This is a genomic window from Methylocaldum sp. GT1TLB (assembly GCF_051027445.1).
Taxonomy (GTDB): Bacteria; Pseudomonadota; Gammaproteobacteria; order Methylococcales; family Methylococcaceae; genus Methylocaldum.
Genome location: NZ_CP194898.1, coordinates 2,697,928 through 2,719,893, shown reverse-complemented (window position 1 = coordinate 2,719,893; position 21,966 = coordinate 2,697,928). Strand labels below are relative to the sequence as shown.

Genomic DNA, 21,966 nt, shown 5'->3' with positions numbered 1-21,966 from the left:
GCCGAACATGCGACAAGGCGGCTTTTTCAAGGCCGCTGTAAATTTGCGTATGCGAGCATCAGCCACTTGACTCCGGAGTCGGCAAAATTCACCTGAACCCTGGCTTGATTGCCATCCCCCTCGTACTGAAGGATAACGCCTTCCCCGAATTTTGCGTGGCGAACACGCTGTCCCAGCTTAAAAACACCGTTATTATCGGTGGTGCTGGGTGACGGCTGCGAGGAAGTCATGGGCCGGCCGATGCTTCCGCGCATGCGGACTTCCTGAAGATGTTCGGACGGAATCTCCCGTAGGAAACGCGAGGGGCGGGGATAGGTTTCCTTGCCGTACAGCCTCCGGGCTTCGGCATAGGTGAGGTAAAGTTTGCGCTTGGCGCGGGTGATGCCGACGTAGCAAAGGCGGCGCTCTTCCTCCAGGCGTCCCGGTTCTTCCAGCGATTGCAGGCTGGGAAACAATCCCTCCTCGAGCCCAGCGATGAACACCAGTTCGAACTCCAGTCCCTTGGCCGCATGCAGGGTCATGAGCTGAACGCAGTCCTCGAACTCGTCGCTTTGATTCTCCCCGGCCTCCAGCGCGGCGTGGGACAGAAACTGGTCGAGCTTCGAAAGCTCCGTGTCCAGTTGCGGCTCGTATTCGAACTGGCGGGCGGCGTTGACCAATTCGTCCAAATTCTCGATTCGCGCTTCGGCCTGTTCGCCCTTTTCCTTTTCATAATGGGCTCGGAGACCCGAGGTGGGAATAACATGCTGCACCTGTTCCCAAAGAGAAAGCTCGGCCGTGTCTCGGGTCATGGTCTCAATCAGTTGCAGAAAGCCGGCTAAGGGATTCCTGGCGCGGGTGGGCAACGCGGCGTCGCGGCAGAGCATTTCCGCCGCCTGCCAAAGAGAGCAGCGCTCCGAGCGGGCTAAATCACGGATCAAGTCGAGTGTCTTGGCGCCGATGCCGCGCACGGGCGTATTGACGACGCGTTCGAAGGAGGGGTCGTCATGGCGGTTGGCGATAAGGCGGAGATAAGCGAGAGCGTCCTTGATTTCTGCCCGTTCGAAGAAGCGAAGTCCGCCGTAGACCCGATAGGGAATTCCCATGGCCAGCAATTTCTCTTCAAACTGGCGGGATTGAGCGTTGGAGCGGTAAAGGATTGCCGCATCTCGGCGGGCGTTACCTTCTTGCCCCCACTGCTTTATCCGCTCGGCCACGAAATAAGCCTCTTCCTGCTCGTTGAAGGCGGCATATACCGAAATCGGCTCGCCGATGCCGCCGTCGGTCCATAGGGTTTTTCCGAGTCGGCCTTCGTTATTCGCGATGAGGGCGTTCGCGGCATTTAATATGTTGCTGGTGGAACGGTAGTTCTGCTCCAGCCGAATCAGACGGTGACTTGGATAATCCTTCTGAAATTTATGGAGATTCTCGACTTTCGCACCGCGCCAGCTGTAGATGGACTGATCGTCATCGCCAACGACGAACAGATTCTCGCGCTCGCGGGTGAGAAGCCGCAGCCAGGCGTACTGAATTCGGTTGGTGTCCTGGAATTCGTCTACTAGTACGTGATGGAAACGGCGCTGGTAATGATCCAGCACTTCGGGTGTATCCCGCAGGAATTCGTGGGCGCGCAACAGCAATTCGGCAAAATCGACCAGGCCCGACCGCTCGCAGAGTTCCTCGTAAGCCAGATAGATGCGCTGCATCTGTTTTTGGAATGGATCGTACGACTCCGGCAGGTGACGGGCTCGGCGTCCTTCTTCTTTGTGGGCATTGATGAACCATTGTACGTGGCGTGGCGGCCAACGGGCCTCGTCCAGGTCGAGACTCTTGAGCAGACGACGGATGAGCCGATGCTGGTCGTCCGAGTCGAGGATCTGGAAGGCATCTGGCAATCCCGCTTCCTTGGCATGACGGCGCAACAGGCGGTGCGCGAGTCCGTGGAAGGTGCCGACCCATAAGTTTTGAGCGGATATGTTCAGCAGACTTTCGATACGTCCGCGCATTTCGCTCGCCGCTTTGTTGGTGAACGTGACTGCCAGGATGCCGTGGGGCGACGTGCCTTCCACCTGCATCAACCAGGCGATGCGATGTACGAGTACGCGGGTCTTGCCGCTTCCGGCGCCGGCCAATACCAGAAGGGCCGGAGTGGGCGAAGTTACCGCCTCTCGCTGAGCCGGATTCAGGGGATCGATAATCGGGGTAATGTCCATGGTGCTATTTTAATGGAATCAGCTTGCGCGATTGATATGAAGCTTGCACAATCGCACTCTCTTTGAGAGAGGAGGTTAGCGATGAGTTTCGATATAAAAAAAATGACTAAACGCGAGCTCAACGTCGGGCTTAAAGACCAGAAAATCCGTTACGGTGTCGGCGCCGCACTGGCGCTAGTCTCGGTATTTCTGGCCAATATCCCGCTGTTGATCGTAGGCGGTATTCTATTGGCTTCTGCTCGTCTTCGCTGGTGCCCCGTCTATTCCGGGCTCGGTAAGAACACGGTAGATCCGACTGAAGAGCAAGCTAGTTCCACCAGTTCTCAGACGGATCATTAAACCGGCTTTCATCGACTGGACCTCGTCGGTCCCAGTGCTACACGGCGCAGGGAAGCGCCGAAATACTCGCCTTCTGCCTTGTCGCGCGCAGCGCCAAGTTGTCTTTGAATAGTCATGTTCGGTAACTCGCCGGCGCTTGAGTCCGCTGCCGAATCCGTCTCCTCCCGCCTCCAACGATAGACAATTCGGGAAAGAATTCATCGTAATCAGTCTAAGTTTCGAGCTGAACTTCACGTAAGAATTTTACGTGGAGATTTAATAACGAACGATGAATTTATTGGGGGTGCATGTTGCGTATCCTTAAAGGCTTTATCGCTGTTTTTTTTCTATTTGGGGTTCCGAGTCTCCTTCCGGGATCTATAGTGCGAGATTCCGTCTTTGTTGTCCGGCTTCTGTTTGAAAACCCGCCGACCACTCTGCCGGTTCCCGTCGCCGGTGTTAAACCACGAAATCTGCAAGATACATGGGGAGCGATAAGAAGCGGCGGCCGAACGCATGAGGGGATTGACATCTTCGCTCCCAAAGGAACCCCTGTCCATTCGACTACGCACGGGATTGTTATGAGAGTCGGACAGAATCGATTAGGCGGGAATGTCGTCTCGGTGTTGGGGCCCGGCCGTCAGGTTCACTATTACGCTCATTTCGAACGTGTGGCACCGATCCGGGTAGGGGATATCGTATGGCCAGGCGATCTTTTGGGTTACGTAGGGAATACGGGTAACGCTCGCACTACGCCGAGCCACCTTCACTATGGCCTCTATCTTCCAGGGGGTAGAGCTTCAATCCATTTCCTCTGCTCGCCGGAAATTAGCCTTCGGTGTCGTTTCGCGTGTGCCGCGTTGTCGTTCAGGGGCAAGCGATTCTTAATATAAAGAAGCTTGGTCAACGTTTGCATCTATCGATCATTATAGTTTCTTGTGAGGAATCAATATTTATATAATTTTGATTATTGTAAACGTAAAGTGGCGTAATATGATGGAACCGCTGGCGATCATTAGTCGGTTGATACCCGCGGGAGGTTTAAATGATTGTGATGACTTGGGTTGAGCTTCTGTTAACTGGCTTGCTTGTGGCTTCCGTAGCCTTTTCGATTGGTTTCTGTATCAACAACTACGCAAACGTTAATAAAGAGGGGAGCATCGGATTTATGAAGAAGGCGACGAAATGAGTTTGCTTTCTCCGGGGCTTTTGCAGCCCTGGGGCGATGTTTTCCGATTCGTGCATGATCGATTTTTGTAATTTTCCGGGGGATGGTGGTCGTTAGGCCTATTCCTCGGAAAAGCTTCTCCACTCCGGAATGATCTTTTTCGTCATTGTCTGATCTAGTCGCCGCCAGCGACGCCGATTTCATTCAACTTCATCTGCAAATTTTTCGATGGATAGAGGCATTGCCTCTATCCACGACAGAACTCTATTCCCTTCATGGCGCGTATCCCAACCGATCAACGAGTTTGGCGTGACGGGTTTCGAGCAATATCGACCTTCGGGTTGGATCGCCGATCAAGCCCGTTTTTGCCGCGCTCGCGCAGTGAAAACTGACAATCCGCTGATTCACGGTTTCTCGTCGAGTTCATCGAGCACCGAAGGCTCTCTCGGTGTATGTAACAAATTGTTGATTATTAAAAAGAACCTTCCAGTCGAGGCGCCTTCGTCGAGGTTGGTTTCGACTATGCCATTGCCCCGAAAAAATATTCAAGGATCTTGCTTGACTTGGTTGCAGATGATTTCTATATTCCATTCAGGTGGTAATAAGTGGAAAAAAATGGAGCCCAATGGAAGTAGGGGGATTTCTTGTTTCGAGGCGTTAACTCCATCAATCTCGACGAAAAAGGTCGTCTGGCCATGCCTACGCGTTATCGAGCGGAGTTGCATGAGAATTGTGACGGCCAATTGGTGGTTACGGTCGGTCTGGACAAATGCCTCATGCTCTACCCGCTTCCCGAGTTTGAAGAGATTGAGCGCAAGCTGGTGAAGCTTCCTTCTCTAAATAAACAGGCAAAGCGTTTGCAGCGCCTGTTGATCGGCCATGCCACCGAGTGTGAGATGGATGGCCAGGGACGGTTCCTGGTTCCCGAGCCTTTGAGGAAGTTCGCCGGATTGGAAAAGCGTGTGGCGCTGATCGGTCAAGGTAATAAATTCGAGATTTGGGACGAGGATTCCTGGAATGCCTCTCGTGACGAGTGGATCGAAGAGGAGCGCCTGGAGAGCCTGGAGGACTTGTCGCCCGAGTTGGGATCTTTGGCGCTGTGAGTCAGGAAGATCGGGCGCACCGGCCGGTCATGCTGCGTGAGGTGCTGGATGGTTTGGCACTGAAGGCTGACGGCTTGTATGTCGACTGCACGTTCGGGCGTGGCGGACATAGTGGAGCAATCCTCGAGAGCTTGGGGCCGGAAGGAAGACTGCTGGCTTTGGACAAAGATCCCGAAGCCGTAGCCTCCGAAGAGGCCCAGCGGCTTATGACGGATCCGCGGTTTGCCCTCGAATACGGCAGTTTTGCGAGTCTGCGCGAATTTGTACAGCTCCGCGGATGGTCAAGTCATGTCGCCGGAGTGTTGATGGATTTAGGCGTGTCTTCGCCTCAGTTGGATGAGGCGGGCCGGGGATTCAGTTTTATGCGCGACGGTACTTTGGATATGCGCATGGATACCGGCCGAGGCATGACGGCGGCCGAATGGCTCGCGGGTGCGTCCGAGAGCGAGCTGGTCAGCGTGCTTCGGGATTACGGCGAGGAGCGTTATGCCCGGCGCATCGCCGGGGCGATCATCGAGAGGCGCTCGAAAAGCCCGATCGTATCCACGGGCGAATTGGTCGAGCTCATCGAAAAGGCCGTTCCCACGCGAGAAAGAGGCAAACATCCGGCGACGCGGAGTTTCCAGGCGATCCGCATCTTCATAAACAGAGAGCTGGAGGAGCTTGAGCAGGGACTGCGGCAAGCCATGGATGTACTAAAGCCCGGCGGGCGGTTGGTGGTCATAGCTTTTCATTCATTGGAGGACCGGATCGTGAAGCGATTTATGCGTGATGAGGAGCGCGGAGGGGCGGTGCTCTCGCATTTTTCCTTGCACCCTACCGAGCCTGGAAGGCTGAAGCGCATCGGTAAAGCTCGCATGCCGGAGCCGGAGGAAGTTCGAAGCAATCCGCGTGCTCGAAGTGCGGTCCTGCGCGTGGCGGAGCGCATCCAATCATGAGATTTCTGCTGATGTTGCTTGTGGTGGCCGTGGCCTCTGCCTTGGGTGTTGTGTACACCAAGTATCGCTCGAGGATGTTGTTCGCCGAGGTTCAGCAGCTCGAGCAGGAGCTGGACGCCTATGACGAGGAATGGGGACAGTTGCAGCTCGAGCAAAATACGTGGGCCGAGCATAGCCGTATCGAGAGGCTGGCGCACGGCCGCTTGGGCATGATGTTGCCTGCTAGAGAATCAATCATTTACATCAAACCTTAGACGTCGCGCCGAAATATGTTGATTATCCAACCCAGGCCGGTAAATGAGGCAGACTACAGCGGTCGCTGGTATTTTCTGTTGATCGTTATGCTGGTCGCCATGACGGGTTTGATCGGACGCGCCGTTTACCTACAGGTGTTGGATCGACAATTCTTAAAACGTCAAGGCGATCTGCGTCACGTCGGGATATTACCGGTGCCGGCGCACCGGGGGCGGATTTTTGATCGTAACGGAGAGTTGCTGGCCATTAGCACGCCGGTCAAATCCATCTGGGTCAATCCGAAGGAGTTCCGCGAGGCACAGATTCCGGCGGACAAGCGCAAAGCCTTGGCGGATCTTCTAGGCCTATCGTCCGGCGCGCTCGAGAAACACGTCGGAAGCGACGAGCATCGCAGTTTCGCTTATCTGAAGCGAAGGATAAGCCCAGAATTGGCCGACCAGGTGATTGCGCTGGGCATCGCGGGTGTTTATTCGGAGCGCGAATATCGTCGGTACTATCCCACCGGAGAAGTGGCTGCTCACCTGGTCGGCTTTACCAATATCGATGACAAGGGCCAAGAGGCGATGGAATTGGCCTACGACGATTGGCTGAAGGGCGTGGAGGGCGCCAAGCGGATAATCCGTGACGGCAAGCGGCGCGTCATCGAAGACTTGGAAAGCATCAGGCCGCCGGTACCCGGCAAGGATCTTGCTCTGAGCATCGATCAGCGCCTGCAATATTTAGCGTATCGAGAACTCAAGAAAGCCGTACTTCAGCATCAAGCGCGCTCCGGCTCTTTGGCGTTGCTGGATACTCAGACGGGTGAAGCGTTGGCGATCGTCAATCAGCCTTCCTACAACCCCAACAGCCGTACTCAGGTCAAGGGCAGTGCGTCGCGCAACCGGGCGATCACCGATATTTACGAGCCGGGTTCGACGATGAAACCGTTTGTTGTGGCCCTGGGCCTGGAGCTCGGACTGTACCGCCCCGATACCGTGATCGATACGGCGCCGGGTACGATGCGCGTGGGACACAACATCGTCAAGGATATCCACAACTATGGCGTTCTCGATGTTGCGCATGTCCTTCAAAAGTCGAGCAACGTGGGCGTCACGAAGATCGCGCTCAACTTGCCTTCGAAAAAGTTCTGGGCGTTCTATAACAATCTAGGTTTCGGCCAACCTTTGGAGACCGGTTTTCCCGGTGAGGCCAATGGTCGCCTTGCGGACTATCAAGGCTGGAGTCCGTTCGAACAGGCGACCTTGTCCTTTGGTTATGGCGTATCCGCCTCGACGTTACAGCTCGCGAGAGCTTACCTGTCCTTGGCCAATGACGGGGTGATGCCCATGGTAAGTCTGGTCAAGCGAAACAACTCACCCGAATTGCATCGGATCATGTCGGCCCAGACCGCTGGCGGCGTGCGCGCAATGCTGGAGCAAGTCGTGACCCGTGAAGGGACCGCGCTGAAGGCTGCCATTCCAGGCTTTCGCGTGGCCGGCAAGACCGGGACGGTCAAGAAAAGCGGGGTGGGCGGCTACTCATCTTCACGTTATTTGTCGGTTTTCGCGGGAATGGCGCCCGCAAGCAAGCCACGCCTAGTCATGGTGGTCATGATCGATGAGCCGTCAGCAGGCGAGTATTACGGCGGAGCGGTGGCCGCGCCTGTTTTCTCGCGTGTCATGGAGGGGGCTTTGCGATTGTTGAACATCGCCCCGGATCAGGGAGATATCATGCCAATCCTCGCCGCGCAGCAGGATGAGCCCGCATGACGACCGTCGAAACACAGATTCGGGCGCATAGGCTGGATGCCTTATTGTCCGGCTTTGTCGATGCTCCCGTTTCGCGTTCGGTTGAGGTCGGCGGACTCAGTCATGACAGTCGGCGCACTCGTCCAGGCGATCTTTTCGTGGCGCTGGCGGGACACCGTTCGCATGGCATGCGCCATGCCGAACAGGCGATTCGGCAAGGTTGTTCGGCCATCATTTATGATCCTGCGGGTGACGGCGATGTTTTGGCAAGGGGTATTGCCGGAATGCCCTGCATGCCGGTCGAGTCGCTCGACCAAAAAATCGGCTTTATCGCGGATCGTTTTTTTGGCGAGCCGTCCGCGTTCTTGGACATTGTCGGCATTACCGGCACCAACGGCAAAACCTCGTGTAGCCACTTCCTCGCCGATGCACTTTCGGCTAAAGCGCCGGCTGCCGTAATCGGAACTCTGGGCTGGGGGGTGCCCGGCTCACTCGAGATTACTCACCACACCACGCCGGACGCCATCGAAGTTCACGATCTTTTGGCTCGCCTGCACGGCCGAGACGTCAAGTTCATAGCCATGGAAGCCTCGTCCCACGGCCAGGTTCAGGGTCGACTCAACGGCGTCCGTTTCAAGGGGGCGCTATACACGAATTTCAGCCGTGATCATCTGGATTACCACGGTACGATGGATGCCTATCTGGAAGCAAAGTTACGTCTTCTGGCTTGGCCGGGGCTCGAATTCGCGGTTTTCAACGCCGATGATCCGATCGCCGACGCCATTTTGAGCCGGGCACCATCTCATCTAAAATTGGTCGCTTTTAGTTCGCGCGAGCGAAAAATCGAATCTGGAGCCGTGGTCTCCGTAAGCGTCGTACATCAAGATTCGCAAGGAATCGCTTTTCAGGCACGGTATCGTCAGCAGCTTGCCGATGTGTTCGCACCGGTCTACGGCGATTTCAACGTGGAAAATCTGGCTGCTTCCTTGGCCGTTTTGCTTGGTTTGGATTGCGAATTGCCCGAAGCAGCGGAACTGCTCAAGAATGTTCGCCCCGTGCCCGGACGCATGGAACGATTTTCCGAGCGAGGGCGGACCGCTGTCGTGGATTACGCCCATACCCCCGATGCCCTTGCCAGTGTTTTGAGGAGCTTGCGTCGGCATTGCGAAGGAAAGTTGTGGGTGGTTTTCGGGTGTGGCGGCGACCGCGACCGCGGCAAGCGGCCGCTGATGGGTGCCGTCGCAGAAGATCTGGCCGACGGCGTCGTATTGACCGATGACAATCCCCGCTCCGAGAATGGTGACCAGATCATCCGGGATATTCGGTCCGGTTGTCGTCTCGGTAATACCGTCACGATCCGCGATCGCCGTGAAGCCATCGCCTGGGCACTCGAACGGGCGGCTGTCGGCGACATCGTTCTGGTAGCTGGAAAAGGACACGAAGACACCCAAGAAATTCAAGGCCAGAAATATCCTTTCAGTGATCGCGAAGTGGTAATGGAAATCCTTTCCGCACTGGAGTTGCCGAGATGAAGATGCGTCTTTCCGAATTCAGCACGATTGTCGGCGGTGAGCGGCATGGCGACGATGTGGCATTCGAGAATCTAAGTATCGATACCCGGTCTTTGAAGCCCGGTGATCTCTATCTGGCTATTCGCGGAGCCCGGTTCGACGGCAACGAGTTCGTCGCCCAAGCGAAATCGGCGGGTGCCTGTGGAGCAGTGGTCGAGCGCTGGACCGATTGCGAATTGCCACAAGTGAGGGTCGAAGACGGACGAATAGCGCTCGGACGGTTTTCGGCGGCTTGCCGCGATCGTTGGACCGGTCGTTTAGTCGGCATCACCGGCAGCAACGGAAAAACGACCGTCAAAGAGATGATTGCGGCCATCCTGGGAGTTGCCGCACCGGTGCTCAAGACGCAGGGCAACCTCAATAATGATATCGGTGTTCCTTTGATGTTGTTGCGGCTGGCGGACGAATACCGTTTTGCAGCAATAGAAATGGGTGCGAATCATCCGGGCGAGATTGCTTACGTCGCCGGATTGGCGAAACCGGACGTCGCCGTAATTTCCAATGCCGGAGCGGCGCATCTGGAAGGTTTCGGCTCGCTCGAGGGCGTGGCGTCAGCAAAAGGAGAATTGATTGCTTCACTCGGGCCGGACGGTGCTGCCGTGCTTAACGCGGACGATCGTTTCTTCGGACGCTGGCGCGAAATGGCCGGCTCCCGGGAGGTCATCAGTTTCGGCTTCGGCCCCGATGCTGTGGTACGCGCCGATGCGGATTCCATACGAACGGGCATAAGCGACGGTAAGTTCCGCTCGTCCTTCGATCTTCTATATCAAGGAGGCCGTTATCCTCTGGCTTTGTCCTTGGCTGGAAATCATAACGTGACGAATGCGCTAGCGGCGGCAGCGGTGGCTTACGCACTGGGTTTCGATATCGAACAGATACGGACAGGGCTTTCCCGCGTTGTTCCGGTGCCGGGGCGCGTCGAGCCGGCAAACGGCATTCGAGGATCCTTGTTGATTAACGATGCCTACAACGCCAATCCCAATTCCTTTCGGGCCGCTCTAAATGTGCTACGGCAGCTTTCGGGCGAGCACTGGGTTGCCTTGGGCGCATTCGGCGAACTGGGTGAGGCGAGCGCGGAGTTGCACGCCGAGATCGGCCGCCAAGCGAAAGCGATGGGCGTGGCTCGGTTATTTGCCGTGGGCCCGAATGCGGACCGGGCGGCGGAGTCTTTCGGCGAAGGTGCTCTGTATTGCCAAGAGCAGGACCAGTTGATTGAACAAATACGACAGCAGATTAACGAGAACGTTGTGTTATTGATTAAAGGTTCACGCAGTCAACATATGGAGCGGGTAGTAGAGGCATTGCGGGAGCGGAGCGATCTATGCTGCTGATACTGGCAGAGGCTCTCCAAAAGTACTTCGACGTTTTTCGCGTCTTTCAGTATCTGACGTTACGAGCCATTTTGGGCGTGTTAACCGCCCTGATCATTTCATTCATTGTCGGACCGGTGATGATCCGACACCTCAGTAAATATAAAGTCGGACAGAGTATCCGGAGCGACGGGCCGCAGAGCCATTTTTCCAAAGCAGGAACCCCGACCATGGGCGGGGCGCTCATTCTGGTGTCGATAGCGATCAGCACCCTGCTTTGGGCCGATCTCAGCAATCGCTATGTGTGGGTCATTTTGCTGGTCACGCTGGCATTCGGCCTGGTGGGTTTCGTCGACGATTACAAAAAGCTGGTACTGCGCAATAGCGACGGCTTGGCCGCACGACACAAGTACTTTTGGCAGTCCGTGGTCGGTATGGCGGCAGCGGTGTTTCTTTATGGCACTGCCACGGTCTCGACCGAGACTCAGTTCATTGTGCCGTTCTTCAAGCAGGTTGTGCTGAACTTGGGTTTCGCCTATCCAATTCTGGCCTATTTCGTGATCGTAGGTTCGAGCAATGCGGTGAACCTGACCGATGGCCTCGACGGCCTCGCCATCATGCCGACGGTGCTCGTGGGCGGTGCTCTCGGCATCTTTGCCTACGTCTCGGGCAACGTGAACTTTGCCGAATACCTAGGCATTCCGTTTATACCCAAGGCGGGCGAGTTGGTGGTATTTTGCGGCGCCTTGGTGGGGGCCGGGCTCGGATTTCTTTGGTTCAACGCTTATCCGGCTCAGGTCTTCATGGGCGATGTTGGTGCCCTGGCGCTGGGCGCCGCTCTCGGAACACTCGCTGTTTTGGTCCGGCAAGAGATCGTGCTGATGATCATGGGCGGCGTGTTCGTCATGGAGACCTTATCGGTGATGCTTCAGGTCATTTCATTCAAGCTCACCGGTCGCCGTATTTTTCGCATGGCACCTATTCATCATCATTTCGAGTTAAAGGGATGGCCGGAACCGCGCGTGATCGTACGCTTTTGGATCATCACCGTGATTCTGGTCTTGATTGGACTCGCGACCTTGAAGTTGAGGTGAAAGATGGCGGCAAACGCAGAGGTTTATCTTGATGCCGTAAATCCATTGGACAAACTCGGATTGGACCGCCGCTCCGCGCGTGTTCTGATTTTCGGGTTGGGCAAGACCGGTCTTTCGGTAGCGCGTTTTCTGGCAGGCCAAGGTATCGAATTTGCGGTGACCGATACTCGGGAATGGCCCCCGTGTCTGGCAGAATTGCGCGAGACTTGCCCCGACGCCGGAGTCTTTCTGGGCGGCCTTCACAGTGCGGCATTCTCGGCCGCTACCCATTTGATCGTCAGCCCGGGCGTGCCGTTGGACCAGCCGAAAATCAAGGAGGCTCAACGGCGGAAGATACCGGTATTCGGCGATCTCGATCTTTTCGCATGCATGGCGAAAGCGCCCATTCTGGCGATCACGGGAGCGAACGGCAAAAGTACCGTAACGACACTAGTCGGCCTGATGGCGGAAGCCGACGGCAGGAATGTGCGAGTGGGGGGGAATCTCGGTACACCGATGCTGGAGCTTCTGGACGACCGAGCGGAGCTTTACGTTCTAGAGCTGTCGAGCTTTCAGTTGGAGCGTTCCTCGCTTTTAAGGCCGGACGCAGCGACCGTTCTCAACATCAGCCCCGATCATATGGATCGCTATCCGGACATCCAGGCTTATGCCGATGCCAAGCGACGAATTTTTCGCGGGCAGGGCGTAATGGTGCTGAATCGCGACGATCCTATGGTTGCGGCGATGGTGGAACCGGATCGACGCTGTGTGTGGTTCGGCTTGCGAGAGTCGGGTGTCGATTACGGCATTTCGGTCGCCGACGGAGCGGAGTGGCTGACAAGTCACGGCGAGTCGCTGATCCGGACTGAGAAAATCGGTATTCAAGGACGCCATAATGTATCCAACGCCCTGGCGGCCGTCGCGCTGGGAGAAGCGATCGGCTTGTCGCAAGCGGCCATGATCAATGCGCTCGAAAAGTTTGAGGGGCTGGCGCATCGCATGCAAACGGTGGCGGAAATCGACGGCGTCACGTGGATTAACGACTCCAAAGCCACCAACGTCGGTGCGTGCATGGCGGCCTTGGCCGGGTTGCATTCCAAGGCAATACTGATTGCGGGGGGGGATGGTAAGGATGCAGAATTCTCCGTACTCAGACCCGTAGTCGCCGAAAAGGTGCGGGCGGCGGTGCTGATGGGCAAAGACGCCCCGTTGTTGGAAACGGCGTTGAGAGATGTCGTTCCCACGGTCCGCGTCGAAAATATGCGTCAGGCGGTCCGGGCTGCACGGTCCTTGGCGCAGCGTGGCGATTCGGTTCTGCTGGCTCCGGCATGTGCCAGCCTCGATCAATACAAGGACTATCAGGAAAGGGGACGGGTGTTCACGGAAGAAGTCATGGGGCTTTCGCCATGAGGGCGAAAGTGACAGTCCGCGGGCGCGGGTTGGTGCTGCATTGGGGGGACCGGCGCTTTTATTTGGACACTGTCTTATTGGTTGCGTCCTTAGGGCTTCTGCTCCTCGGTTTCGTAATGGTTGCCTCGGCCTCTCTGCACCTCGGGGAGAAACTCGCCGAGGACAGCTTTTATTTCCCCCGACACCAGCTAGTCCACATCGCTCTCGGTCTTTGCGCCGGTTGCGCCGTCGCCTCGGTCAAGTTAGAGTCATGGCAGAAATCGTCGTTGAGCTTGTTCCTGTTTGGGCTCGTTCTACTGGTCGTGGTTTTGATGCCCGGCGTCGGCAAGGTCGTGAACGGGAGTTCGCGCTGGATCAACTTATTCGGCATACGGGTTCAGGTTTCCGAGGTATTCAAGCTCATCGCCGTCATTTATACGGCAAGCTATATCCACCGTCATCTCCGCACGGTGCGCGACTCGGTTCAAGGAATGATCCGGCCTCTGGCGCTGCTATCCATAGGTGCATTACTGCTGCTCATGGAGCCCGACTTCGGTGCGACTGCGGTAGTCATGGCGACGGCACTGGGCATGTTGTTTCTGGGTGGTGCGAGATTATGGCAGTTCGGCGTACTGCTCGGCCTAATGACATTTGCCGGGGTTGGGCTGATTTACAGCGCTGAATACCGTTTGAAGCGCGTACTCAGTTTTACCAATCCCTGGGAACATCCGCTCGATACCGGTTTTCAGCTTACCCAGGCCCTGATCGCGTTCGGTCGCGGCGAGTGGACCGGGGTGGGTTTGGGTTCGAGCGTGCAAAAGCTGTTTTATTTGCCGGAGGCGCATACCGACTTTCTCTTTTCCATCATTGGCGAAGAGTTGGGATTGGTCGGTACCACCGCTGTTATCTCGCTGTTTATGCTGATTGTTTGGCGTGCGCTCGTAATAGGTCAGCTGGCCGACCGGGCTGAGAACCGCTTTGGTGCGTTCGTTGCTTACGGCATCGGTATTTGGTTTGGACTTCAATCGTTTATCAATATGGGAGTGAATATGGGCATGTTGCCCACGAAAGGACTGACCTTGCCGCTGATGAGTTACGGCGGCGGAAGCATGATGGTTATGTGTGCGGCATTAGGACTTTTATTTCGGGTTCGGAGCGAAGCCCTCGAGGCTTATGCCGCGGCGCCCAGGGTTAGGGCCAAATGGGCGCACGTCTGATGATCATGGCCGGCGGTACCGGCGGTCATGTGTATCCGGCCTTGGCGGTCGCGCGGGAGCTTTTGGCGCGGGGGCACGAGGTAGTCTGGATGGGGACTCGGTCCGGGTTGGAGGCTCGAGTTGTGCCGGCGGCCGGTATCCCCGTGGAATGGTTGTCGGTGTCAGGTTTGCGCGGCAAGGGCTGGTTAGCCAAGTTGAGTTTTCCGTTCATGCTGACGAAAGCTTGCTTGCAGGCATTGTTCATTTTGCGTCGCGTCAAGCCGAGCGTGGTTCTCGGGATGGGGGGATTCGTCTCGGGGCCGGGGGGGCTTATGGCGCGTCTGCTGGGTATCCCCTTGGTGCTTCATGAGCAAAACCGCATTCCAGGAACTACCAATCGCTGGCTCGCCCGGAGGGCGCAAGCGGTATTGGAAGCTTTTCCCGATAGTTTCGCACCCAAGTTGGGAGCGCTCTGTACCGGAAATCCGGTACGGCAAGAAATTGTTTTTCTTAAACGAGAAATCGGGGCCGGATGGGACGAGCCCCTTAAGATTTTGGTTCTCGGAGGTAGCCAAGGCGCCAGGGCTTTGAACGAGATCGTGCCGGAGGCCCTCGCGAGGGTTGAGATGCCGATTCGCGTTTTTCATCAGACCGGAGAGGCGATGCGGGCAAAAACAGCGGTCCGGTACGCACAATTGAGACTGTCGGCGCGGATCGAAGCATTTGTCGAGGACATGGCCGAGGCTTACGCCTGGGCAGATTTGGTGGTTTGCCGTTCGGGAGCGATGACGATCAGTGAGCTGACCGCGGCGGGGTTGCCGTCGATCTTGGTTCCGTATCCATACGCCATAGACGATCATCAGACTCACAATGCCCGGTACCTCGTCGATAATGGAGCGGCCGTGCTGATTCCTCAGGCCGAGCTGTCCGCGGAGCGTCTTGCCGAAGAAATCACCGCCCTGATGCAGGAACCGGCCCGACTGAAGGCCATGGCGGAGCGCGCATCGGCCCTGGCGAAGCCGGATGCGGCCCAGGTGGTAGCCGAAATCTGCCTGAATGAGGTCGACCGTGAAGCTGCCTGAGCAAATCGCGGGACAATACGGCATGAACCGCATCCGTCGGATTCACTTCGTCGGGATCGGCGGCACCGGCATGTGCGGCATTGCCGAGGTTCTTCTAAATCTCGGGTATCAGGTCTCGGGCTCGGATCTTAATGAAAATGCCAATACACGGCGCTTGGCTGAACTCGGCGCGAAAATATTCTTCGGTCATGCGCCCGTGCATATCGCGGAATCCGAGGTCGTGGTCGTATCCAGTGCCGTCAATCGATCCAACGTGGAAGTCGATGCTGCACGTTCCCAGAAAATTCCGGTCATTTCGCGGGCGGAGATGCTCGCCGAACTGATGCGGTTCCGCTACGGCATCGCCGTAGCCGGCACCCACGGCAAGACCACGACGACCAGCCTGACATCCAGCGTACTTGCCGAAGCCGGACTCGATCCTACATTCGTTATCGGAGGGCGCCTCAACAGCGTAGGCACCAACGCTCAGCTCGGCAAAGGCTCCTATCTTGTCGCCGAGGCGGACGAGAGCGATGCCTCTTTCTTATATTTGCAGCCCATGATTGCCGTGGTCACCAATATCGACCGGGACCACATGGAGACCTATAGCGGTGATTTCAGCAGACTGAAGAGGGCCTTCGTCGAATTCTTGCATCATGTGCCGTTCTACGGTCTGGCCGTGCTGTGTCTGGACGATCCGGGCGTCAGGGATATTCTGCCGGAAATCAGTAAGCCGATGAAAACCTACGGTTTCAGTCCGGAAGCCGACATCCGGGCCGTGAATATCCGTCAAGACGGATTGCGTTCGCATTTTTCGGTGCTTAGGTCGGGGTGCGATGAACCGCTCGACGTGAGCCTAAATCTCCCGGGGCGGCATAACATATTGAATTCATTATCAGTAATTGCCATCGCTGGAGAATTGGGTATTTCCGACGAGATCATACAGCGTGCTTTGCTGGGATTTCGGGGTATTGGACGGCGTTTTCAGATCAATGCCGAGGTACCTTTCGGCGGCTCCTTCGTCACTTTCGTCGACGACTACGGGCATCACCCGCGAGAGATTGCGGCGACCCTCGACTCGGCGCGCCAAGCCTGGCCGGACCGGCGGCTGGTATTGGTGTTTCAGCCGCATCGCTATACGCGGACGCGCGATCTGTTCGAGGATTTTGTGCAGGTTCTGTCCAAAACCGACGTTCTGGTGCTACTCGATGTCTATGCCGCCGGCGAAGCGCCGGTAATCGGCGCGGACGGGCGGGCATTATCGAGGGCGATCCGGGTGCGAGGCCAGATCGATCCGGTTTTCGTCGAAAAGGTAAGCGACCTGGCTGAAATCCTTCCGGGCATAGTCGAGCCGGGCGATGTCGTTTTGACGCTCGGGGCCGGAAGCATCGGGCAAGTTGCTGTCGAATTGCCGTTGTGCTTGACCGACATGCCGGTCGGAGCAATCCAGTGACTGCGGTCTGCGAAGATGGGATAAGCGCGGTCAGTTCGCTCGGTTTAAGGGGCGAGATGCGCTATAACGAGCCACTGGCGAACCACACCTCCTGGCGCGTCGGTGGACCGGCCGATCGCTTTTACTTGCCGGCCGACGCGGACGATTTGGTTCTGTTTTTGCGTTCGCTGCCTCCCAATGAACCGGTTTTCTGGCTGGGCCTGGGCAGTAATCTGCTGGTTCGGGACGGCGGAATCAGAGGTACGGTTATCTGTACCCGAAATCGTTTGAGAGTACTCCGGCGTTCAGGTTCCGGACGCATTTATGCCGAGGTGGGCGTGCCTTGCGCTCACGTGGCCAGATTTTGTTCGGAACAGGAACTGACCGGCGCCGAATTCCTGGCGGGAATTCCGGGCACCATGGGCGGCGCCCTTGCAATGAATGCCGGGGCATTCGGCGGCGAGACATGGCCCCTGGTGGCGCGGGTGGTGACGGTCGACCGTTCCGGTACGTTGCGGGACCGCAGCGGGGGCGACTTTCTCGTTGGCTACCGCAGCGTGAAGGGTCCAGAGAACGAATGGTTTTTGGCTTGTGAGCTCCGGCTTCAGTCTGGTGATGCGGTTGCCAGCCGCGAACGAATCCGGGCGTTGCTGGCTAAACGAAGCGCATCGCAGCCCATCAATCTGCCGAATTGCGGCTCGGTGTTCCGGAACCCGGTGGGCGATCATGCTGCGCGCCTTATCGAAGCCTGCGGGCTCAAGGGGTATCGCATGGGCGATGCATGCGTTTCCGAAAAACACGCCAATTTCATCATTAACACGGGTGCGGCCAGGGCGGCCGATATCGAGGCTCTGATAGGGTTCGTCCAGACGACCGTTGAGCAGACATTCGGGCAGCACTTGATTCCCGAAGTTCGGATCGTGGGCGAAAAATCGACGAGGAGAGATTGAATGAGCAAGCGAATCCTGAAATCGGCTGAATTTGGACGTGTTGCCGTGTTGATGGGCGGTGCCGCCGCGGAGCGCGAAATTTCTTTGAAGAGCGGTCAGGCGGTTTTGGCGGCCTTGTTGAAAAATAACATCGATGCGGTCGGCATAGATGTAACGAGAAATCCGATACAGCCGCTGCTCGAACAACATTTTGACCGCGTGTTCAACGTGATCCATGGAAGGGGTGGCGAAGACGGCGTTCTTCAAGGGGCTCTGGAAGCCTTGGGACTGCCCTACACCGGAAGCGGTGTCCTGCCGTCGGCCTTGAGCATGGACAAGCTCAGGACCAAGCTGTGCTGGCTCGGAGCGGGATTGCCGACGCCGCGCTGGATGAAACTTCAAGGGCCGGAGGACGTAGACCGGTGCGCCGATCTGCTGGGATTCCCGGTCATCGTGAAACCCGCTCAAGAGGGTTCCAGCATCGGAATGGGGCGGGCCGAAAATAAAATCGAATTAATGGAAGCATGGGAACGCGCTTCACACTATAATTGCGCGGTTTTTGCGGAGGCTTGGATTGTCGGTCGGGAATATACAGCCGGCGTGCTCGACGGCGAGCCGTTGCCGTTGATTCGCTTGGAAACGCCCCATTCTTTTTACGATTTCGATGCCAAATATCGCGCCGAGACCACTCGTTATCACTGTCCGGCCGGACTTCCCCGTGAAGAGGAGGCCGCTCTCCAGAAATTGGCTCTACAAGCTTGCGATACGCTCGGCGTGACCGGCTGGGCTCGGGTGGATCTTTTGGTCGATCAAGATAACCAGCCGTGGTTGATCGAGGTCAACACGGTTCCCGGCATGACCGACCACAGCTTGGTTCCGATGGCGGCGAAAGTGGCGGGCTTATCGTTCGAGGACTTGACGTGGCGAATATTGGAAACGAGCTTCCCGCGTCGCGGAGAGGGCGATGCCGAGGCCTAAAGCGGTGCCCGTCAGGGCATTGTTCTTTTTTGGGGTCGTGGCTCTCTGCGGTCTGGCTGCCATGAGTGTCGATCTCGGGCAGATCAAGGGTTTCATGCCCATACGTTATGTGCGCGTGGAGGGGGAGATTCGGAATCTCGATGCGGCAGAGTTCACGAGGACTTTGCTGCCGTTGACCCAGGTCGGATATTTTCTAGTGGATACGCATGGCATTGAAGAAGCCGCCAAATCATTTCCTTGGTTAGACAGTGTTCAGGTTGCTCGGCTCTGGCCCGATACCTTGCTGCTGAAAGTCGTTGAGCAAAAACCGGTTGCCCGCACCAGCGACGGTGGGCTGATCAACGATCGCGGGGGGCGGTTTTCGCCCGGAAACGTCCAGTCCTATGTGAAGTTGCCGATCCTCGACGGCCCACCGGGACAGGAAAAGCAGCTTTTGAGCATGCTTTATCTATTGAACGGGAAGTTAAAGCAGAAAGGTATGCGAATCGATTCCTTGAAGCTCACGGGGCGGCGGGCGTGGAGCGCTCGTCTGGCCAGTGGCGTGGAAATCGAGTTCGGAAAACAAGATCCGGCTCTTGCGCTGGAACGTTTGCTGACGTTATTGCCGCGCTTGGGCGAAGCGCGAATTGCGGCGCTCCAGAAAGTGGACTTGCGCTATCCGAACGGGTTTGCAGTGATTTTCAGACCGCAATCCCAAGCGGATCTTGTTTCTCTGGCCCAACCCGATTGCATCGCGCGCGGCCGAATTCGGAGCAGGATATATACCTGACGTGAATTAAAAACAAAGATTCATTGCAATGGCTAGAAAATCAGATCGGAATCTCATCGTTGGCTTGGATATCGGTACCTCCAAGGTGGCTTGCATCGTCGGTGAGATAAACGAGGACGGTGAAATCGAGGTGGTCGGTATCGGTACCCATCCGTCCCGCGGCCTGAAAAAGGGTGTGGTGGTCAACCTGGAGACCACGGTTCAATCGATCCAGCGTGCCGTCGAGGAAGCCGAATTGATGGCGGGATGCCGGATTCAGTCGGTCTATGCGGGCATCGCGGGCAGCCATATCAGCAGCATGAATTCGCACGGCATCGTCGCCATCAAGGAGAAGGAAGTAACCCAGAGCGACGTGGATCGCGTAATCGATTCGGCGCGCGCGGTTGCCATCCCGGCGGATCAGAAAATCCTTCACATCCTGCCGCAGGAGTTCGTGATCGATAGGCAGGAAGGTATCAAGGAACCGGTCGGCATGTCGGGAATCCGTCTCGAAGCACGGGTGCATATCGTAACCGGCGCGGTCAGTGCGGCGCAGAACATCATCAAATGTATTCGTCGCTGCGGCCTGGACGTCGAGGACATCATCCTGGAACAGCTTGCGTCTTGCACGGCGGTGCTGACCGAAGATGAGAAGGATCTCGGCGTATGCTTAGTAGACATCGGTGGAGGAACCACCGATGTGGCCGTATTCACCGACGGAGCCATTCGCCATACGGCCGTCATTCCTATTGCCGGAGATCAGGTAACCAACGACATCGCGGTGGCGCTTAGGACGCCGACCCAGTTCGCCGAAGAAATCAAGATCAAACACGCTTGTGCGTTAACCCAATTGGCCAAGCTGGAGGACACCATCGAGGTGCCCAGTATCGGCGACAGGCCGGCGCGCCAGATTTCCCGCTTGAATTTGGCTGAAATCGTCGAGCCTCGCTACGAGGAGCTGCTGTTGCTGGTGCAGCAAGAGCTGCGTCGGAGCGGTTTCGAGGACTTGATCGCGGCCGGAATCGTGCTGAGTGGCGGCAGCGCCAAGGTCGAGGGATTGGTGGAGCTGGCGGAAGAAATTTTCCACATGCCGGTACGCCTGGGTTTGCCGCAGTATGTCACCGGTCTGACCGATGTGGTTCGAAATCCGATTTACGCGACGGGCGTCGGACTGCTTCTATTCGGCAAGCAGCACCAGACGCTGGCGGGGAGGTATATGCCCTTGGGAACGGGCTTTAAAGGGTTGTGGGCAAGGATGAAGAGTTGGTTCACGGGTAATTTTTAGGATCGAAAATTCCCCGGAGTGGAAATGCAGTTAAGACGGGGTGGAAACAATGCAATTCGAACTAGTGGATTCTTATAGCCAAAACGCGGTTATCAAGGTAATTGGCGTCGGGGGCGGTGGTGGAAATGCTCTCAACCACATGGTCAACAGCCATGTCGAGGGCGTTGAATTCATATGCGCCAATACCGATGCGCAAGCTTTGAAGAACATTCGGGCCAAGTCGGTCATTCAGCTGGGAAATGCACTGACCAAGGGGCTTGGAGCGGGAGCGAATCCGGAAATCGGCCGACAGGCCGCCTTGGATGATCGCGATCGCATCATGGAAGTTCTGGAAGGTGCGGACATGGTGTTTATTACCGCCGGCATGGGCGGCGGAACCGGGACTGGAGCGGCTCCGGTGATTGCCGAGATTGCCAAGGAAGCGGGTATTCTTACGGTTGCCGTGGTCACCAAACCGTTTCCGTTCGAAGGCAAGAAACGGCGTAGCGTGGCGGAAAGAGGCATCGAGGAGCTCGGTCAATTCGTCGATTCGCTGATTACGATTCCGAACGAGAAGCTGTTGCCGGTATTGGGCAAAGACGTCAGCTTGATCAATGCCTTCGCTGCCGCGAACGATGTCCTGCTCGGCGCGGTGCAGGGCATCGCCGATCTCATTACCCGGCCGGGGCTCATCAACGTGGACTTCGCCGATGTGCGTACGGTAATGTCCGAGATGGGCATGGCGATGATGGGTACCGGTGTGGGTACCGGCGAGCACCGTGCCCGCCAGGCAGCCGAAAAAGCCATCGCCAGTCCCTTGCTCGAAGACATCAATCTTCAGGGCGCGCGTGGCGTTCTGGTCAACGTTACGGCCTGCCAAACTCTCTCGATCGGCGAGTTCAGCGAGGTGGGCGACGCCATAAGAGACTTCGCTTCGGATGACGCGGTCGTCGTGATTGGTACGGCCATCGATCCGGAGCTGGACGATGAAGTGCGCGTTACGGTGGTGGCGACGGGACTAAACAACCAGCGGCAGGCGAACGAAGCGACGATCAAGTTGGTGCATAAGCACACGGGTGAGATCGATTATGATCAATTGCAGCGTCCGACTGTAATTCGCAAGCAGCCCAAGCATGATGTTCGGGCGGAAGCGAAGAAGGATATGGATCTCGATTACTTAGATATTCCGGCGTTCTTGCGCCGTCAGGCCGATTGAGAAAGTAGCGAGGACGCTTCGGTCCGCCCCCACTGGTCTGAGCCCTGCGTAGTTCGTATGCTTGGGCGGTTTAAACTGTGCAGGGCTATATGAGGGAT

Annotated in this window: 20 protein-coding genes; 18 read left to right on the top strand and 2 right to left on the bottom strand. The window is 56.8% G+C overall.

Annotation, left to right across the window (positions count from 1 at the left end; all coding sequences use genetic code 11):
- Positions 1 to 26 precede the first annotated feature (26 nt).
- The gene (gene uvrD / locus ACR2R1_RS11760) at positions 27 to 2,192 is read right to left on the bottom strand and encodes a DNA helicase II (protein WP_434110207.1); all 2,166 of its coding nucleotides are present in this window, start codon (positions 2,190 to 2,192) and stop codon (positions 27 to 29) included.
- An 81-nt stretch (positions 2,193 to 2,273) separates the two neighbouring features.
- On the opposite strand from uvrD, the gene ACR2R1_RS11755 reads away from it, so the two are divergent.
- Positions 2,274 to 2,531, top strand: a complete 258-nt coding sequence (locus ACR2R1_RS11755; RefSeq protein WP_077728494.1) for a YgaP family membrane protein — start codon at positions 2,274 to 2,276, stop codon at positions 2,529 to 2,531.
- Positions 2,532 to 2,818: 287 nt separating this feature from the next.
- A complete protein-coding gene (locus ACR2R1_RS11750) occupies positions 2,819 to 3,403 on the top strand; it encodes a M23 family metallopeptidase (protein ID WP_434110205.1) in 585 nt (194 codons plus the stop codon).
- 182 nt (positions 3,404 to 3,585) lie between these two features.
- On the opposite strand, the gene ACR2R1_RS11745 is transcribed toward ACR2R1_RS11750, so the two are convergent.
- Complete coding sequence (locus tag ACR2R1_RS11745; protein ID WP_133717623.1) at positions 3,586 to 3,882, bottom strand: hypothetical protein; 297 nt, start codon at positions 3,880 to 3,882, stop codon at positions 3,586 to 3,588.
- A gap of 440 nt (positions 3,883 to 4,322) precedes the next feature.
- Between ACR2R1_RS11745 and mraZ the strand changes: the two genes are divergently transcribed.
- The 16 genes from mraZ to ftsZ are packed head-to-tail and all read left to right on the top strand — an operon-like array spanning position 4,323 to position 21,868.
- Positions 4,323 to 4,781: a division/cell wall cluster transcriptional repressor MraZ gene (mraZ, locus tag ACR2R1_RS11740; RefSeq protein ID WP_077728492.1), complete on the top strand. Its 459-nt coding sequence runs from the start codon at positions 4,323 to 4,325 to the stop codon at positions 4,779 to 4,781.
- Positions 4,778 to 5,719 (top strand): 16S rRNA (cytosine(1402)-N(4))-methyltransferase RsmH, encoded by a 942-nt coding sequence (rsmH, locus tag ACR2R1_RS11735; RefSeq protein ID WP_077728491.1) that lies wholly within the window; start codon positions 4,778 to 4,780, stop codon positions 5,717 to 5,719. The genes mraZ and rsmH overlap by 4 nt, the downstream gene beginning before the upstream one ends.
- The gene (gene ftsL, locus ACR2R1_RS11730; RefSeq protein WP_077728490.1) at positions 5,716 to 5,973 is read left to right on the top strand and encodes a cell division protein FtsL; all 258 of its coding nucleotides are present in this window, start codon (positions 5,716 to 5,718) and stop codon (positions 5,971 to 5,973) included. The genes rsmH and ftsL overlap by 4 nt, the downstream gene beginning before the upstream one ends.
- Positions 5,974 to 5,988: 15 nt before the next feature.
- Positions 5,989 to 7,722, top strand: a complete 1,734-nt coding sequence (locus ACR2R1_RS11725) for a peptidoglycan D,D-transpeptidase FtsI family protein (protein ID WP_434110203.1) — start codon at positions 5,989 to 5,991, stop codon at positions 7,720 to 7,722.
- Positions 7,719 to 9,233, top strand: coding sequence for a UDP-N-acetylmuramoyl-L-alanyl-D-glutamate--2,6-diaminopimelate ligase (locus ACR2R1_RS11720; protein WP_434110201.1), 1,515 nt, complete (start codon positions 7,719 to 7,721; stop codon positions 9,231 to 9,233). The genes ACR2R1_RS11725 and ACR2R1_RS11720 overlap by 4 nt, the downstream gene beginning before the upstream one ends.
- Complete coding sequence (locus tag ACR2R1_RS11715) at positions 9,230 to 10,603, top strand: UDP-N-acetylmuramoyl-tripeptide--D-alanyl-D-alanine ligase (RefSeq protein WP_434110199.1); 1,374 nt, start codon at positions 9,230 to 9,232, stop codon at positions 10,601 to 10,603. Before ACR2R1_RS11720 ends, ACR2R1_RS11715 begins: the two co-directional genes overlap by 4 nt.
- A complete protein-coding gene (gene mraY, locus ACR2R1_RS11710) occupies positions 10,594 to 11,676 on the top strand; it encodes a phospho-N-acetylmuramoyl-pentapeptide-transferase (protein WP_077728486.1) in 1,083 nt (360 codons plus the stop codon). Before ACR2R1_RS11715 ends, mraY begins: the two co-directional genes overlap by 10 nt.
- A 3-nt stretch (positions 11,677 to 11,679) precedes the next feature.
- On the top strand, positions 11,680 to 13,065 hold the full coding sequence (murD, locus tag ACR2R1_RS11705) for a UDP-N-acetylmuramoyl-L-alanine--D-glutamate ligase (protein WP_210023770.1): 1,386 nt from the start codon (positions 11,680 to 11,682) through the stop codon (positions 13,063 to 13,065).
- Positions 13,062 to 14,261 (top strand): putative lipid II flippase FtsW, encoded by a 1,200-nt coding sequence (gene ftsW, locus ACR2R1_RS11700; protein ID WP_077728484.1) that lies wholly within the window; start codon positions 13,062 to 13,064, stop codon positions 14,259 to 14,261. The genes murD and ftsW overlap by 4 nt, the downstream gene beginning before the upstream one ends.
- Complete coding sequence (gene murG, locus ACR2R1_RS11695) at positions 14,246 to 15,322, top strand: undecaprenyldiphospho-muramoylpentapeptide beta-N-acetylglucosaminyltransferase (RefSeq protein WP_086135153.1); 1,077 nt, start codon at positions 14,246 to 14,248, stop codon at positions 15,320 to 15,322. Before ftsW ends, murG begins: the two co-directional genes overlap by 16 nt.
- 22 nt (positions 15,323 to 15,344) lie before the next feature.
- Positions 15,345 to 16,754, top strand: coding sequence for a UDP-N-acetylmuramate--L-alanine ligase (gene murC, locus ACR2R1_RS11690; RefSeq protein ID WP_434114240.1), 1,410 nt, complete (start codon positions 15,345 to 15,347; stop codon positions 16,752 to 16,754).
- 56 nt (positions 16,755 to 16,810) lie between these two features.
- Positions 16,811 to 17,683 carry a UDP-N-acetylmuramate dehydrogenase gene (gene murB, locus ACR2R1_RS11685; RefSeq protein WP_077728481.1) on the top strand — a complete coding sequence of 291 codons (873 nt, stop codon included), beginning with the start codon at positions 16,811 to 16,813 and terminating at the stop codon, positions 17,681 to 17,683.
- Positions 17,684 to 18,640, top strand: coding sequence for a D-alanine--D-alanine ligase (locus tag ACR2R1_RS11680; RefSeq protein ID WP_077728480.1), 957 nt, complete (start codon positions 17,684 to 17,686; stop codon positions 18,638 to 18,640).
- Positions 18,627 to 19,409: a cell division protein FtsQ/DivIB gene (locus ACR2R1_RS11675; protein WP_077728479.1), complete on the top strand. Its 783-nt coding sequence runs from the start codon at positions 18,627 to 18,629 to the stop codon at positions 19,407 to 19,409. The genes ACR2R1_RS11680 and ACR2R1_RS11675 overlap by 14 nt, the downstream gene beginning before the upstream one ends.
- Before the next feature lie 28 nt (positions 19,410 to 19,437).
- A complete protein-coding gene (gene ftsA, locus ACR2R1_RS11670) occupies positions 19,438 to 20,673 on the top strand; it encodes a cell division protein FtsA (protein WP_077728478.1) in 1,236 nt (411 codons plus the stop codon).
- Between the two features lie 49 nt (positions 20,674 to 20,722).
- Positions 20,723 to 21,868, top strand: coding sequence for a cell division protein FtsZ (gene ftsZ, locus ACR2R1_RS11665; protein WP_077728477.1), 1,146 nt, complete (start codon positions 20,723 to 20,725; stop codon positions 21,866 to 21,868).
- The last annotated feature ends 98 nt before the right edge of the window (positions 21,869 to 21,966 follow it).

What these genes read in the sequence shown, in the direction of transcription:
- uvrD (WP_434110207.1), bottom strand. Translation starts at nt 2,192, where the DNA reads ATGGACATTACCCCGATTATCGATCCCCTGAATCCGGCTCAGCGAGAG.
- murB (WP_077728481.1), top strand. Translation starts at nt 16,811, where the DNA reads ATGCGCTATAACGAGCCACTGGCGAACCACACCTCCTGGCGCGTCGGT.
- ftsZ (WP_077728477.1), top strand. Translation starts at nt 20,723, where the DNA reads ATGCAATTCGAACTAGTGGATTCTTATAGCCAAAACGCGGTTATCAAG.
- ftsA (WP_077728478.1), top strand. Translation starts at nt 19,438, where the DNA reads ATGGCTAGAAAATCAGATCGGAATCTCATCGTTGGCTTGGATATCGGT.
- mraY (WP_077728486.1), top strand. Translation starts at nt 10,594, where the DNA reads ATGCTGCTGATACTGGCAGAGGCTCTCCAAAAGTACTTCGACGTTTTT.
- murD (WP_210023770.1), top strand. Translation starts at nt 11,680, where the DNA reads ATGGCGGCAAACGCAGAGGTTTATCTTGATGCCGTAAATCCATTGGAC.
- murC (WP_434114240.1), top strand. Translation starts at nt 15,345, where the DNA reads ATGAACCGCATCCGTCGGATTCACTTCGTCGGGATCGGCGGCACCGGC.
- murG (WP_086135153.1), top strand. Translation starts at nt 14,246, where the DNA reads ATGGGCGCACGTCTGATGATCATGGCCGGCGGTACCGGCGGTCATGTG.
- ACR2R1_RS11725 (WP_434110203.1), top strand. Translation starts at nt 5,989, where the DNA reads ATGTTGATTATCCAACCCAGGCCGGTAAATGAGGCAGACTACAGCGGT.
- ACR2R1_RS11755 (WP_077728494.1), top strand. Translation starts at nt 2,274, where the DNA reads ATGAGTTTCGATATAAAAAAAATGACTAAACGCGAGCTCAACGTCGGG.
- ACR2R1_RS11715 (WP_434110199.1), top strand. Translation starts at nt 9,230, where the DNA reads ATGAAGATGCGTCTTTCCGAATTCAGCACGATTGTCGGCGGTGAGCGG.
- ACR2R1_RS11680 (WP_077728480.1), top strand. Translation starts at nt 17,684, where the DNA reads ATGAGCAAGCGAATCCTGAAATCGGCTGAATTTGGACGTGTTGCCGTG.
- ftsL (WP_077728490.1), top strand. Translation starts at nt 5,716, where the DNA reads ATGAGATTTCTGCTGATGTTGCTTGTGGTGGCCGTGGCCTCTGCCTTG.
- ACR2R1_RS11675 (WP_077728479.1), top strand. Translation starts at nt 18,627, where the DNA reads ATGCCGAGGCCTAAAGCGGTGCCCGTCAGGGCATTGTTCTTTTTTGGG.
- ACR2R1_RS11750 (WP_434110205.1), top strand. Translation starts at nt 2,819, where the DNA reads ATGTTGCGTATCCTTAAAGGCTTTATCGCTGTTTTTTTTCTATTTGGG.
- ACR2R1_RS11720 (WP_434110201.1), top strand. Translation starts at nt 7,719, where the DNA reads ATGACGACCGTCGAAACACAGATTCGGGCGCATAGGCTGGATGCCTTA.
- ftsW (WP_077728484.1), top strand. Translation starts at nt 13,062, where the DNA reads ATGAGGGCGAAAGTGACAGTCCGCGGGCGCGGGTTGGTGCTGCATTGG.
- ACR2R1_RS11745 (WP_133717623.1), bottom strand. Translation starts at nt 3,882, where the DNA reads ATGAAATCGGCGTCGCTGGCGGCGACTAGATCAGACAATGACGAAAAA.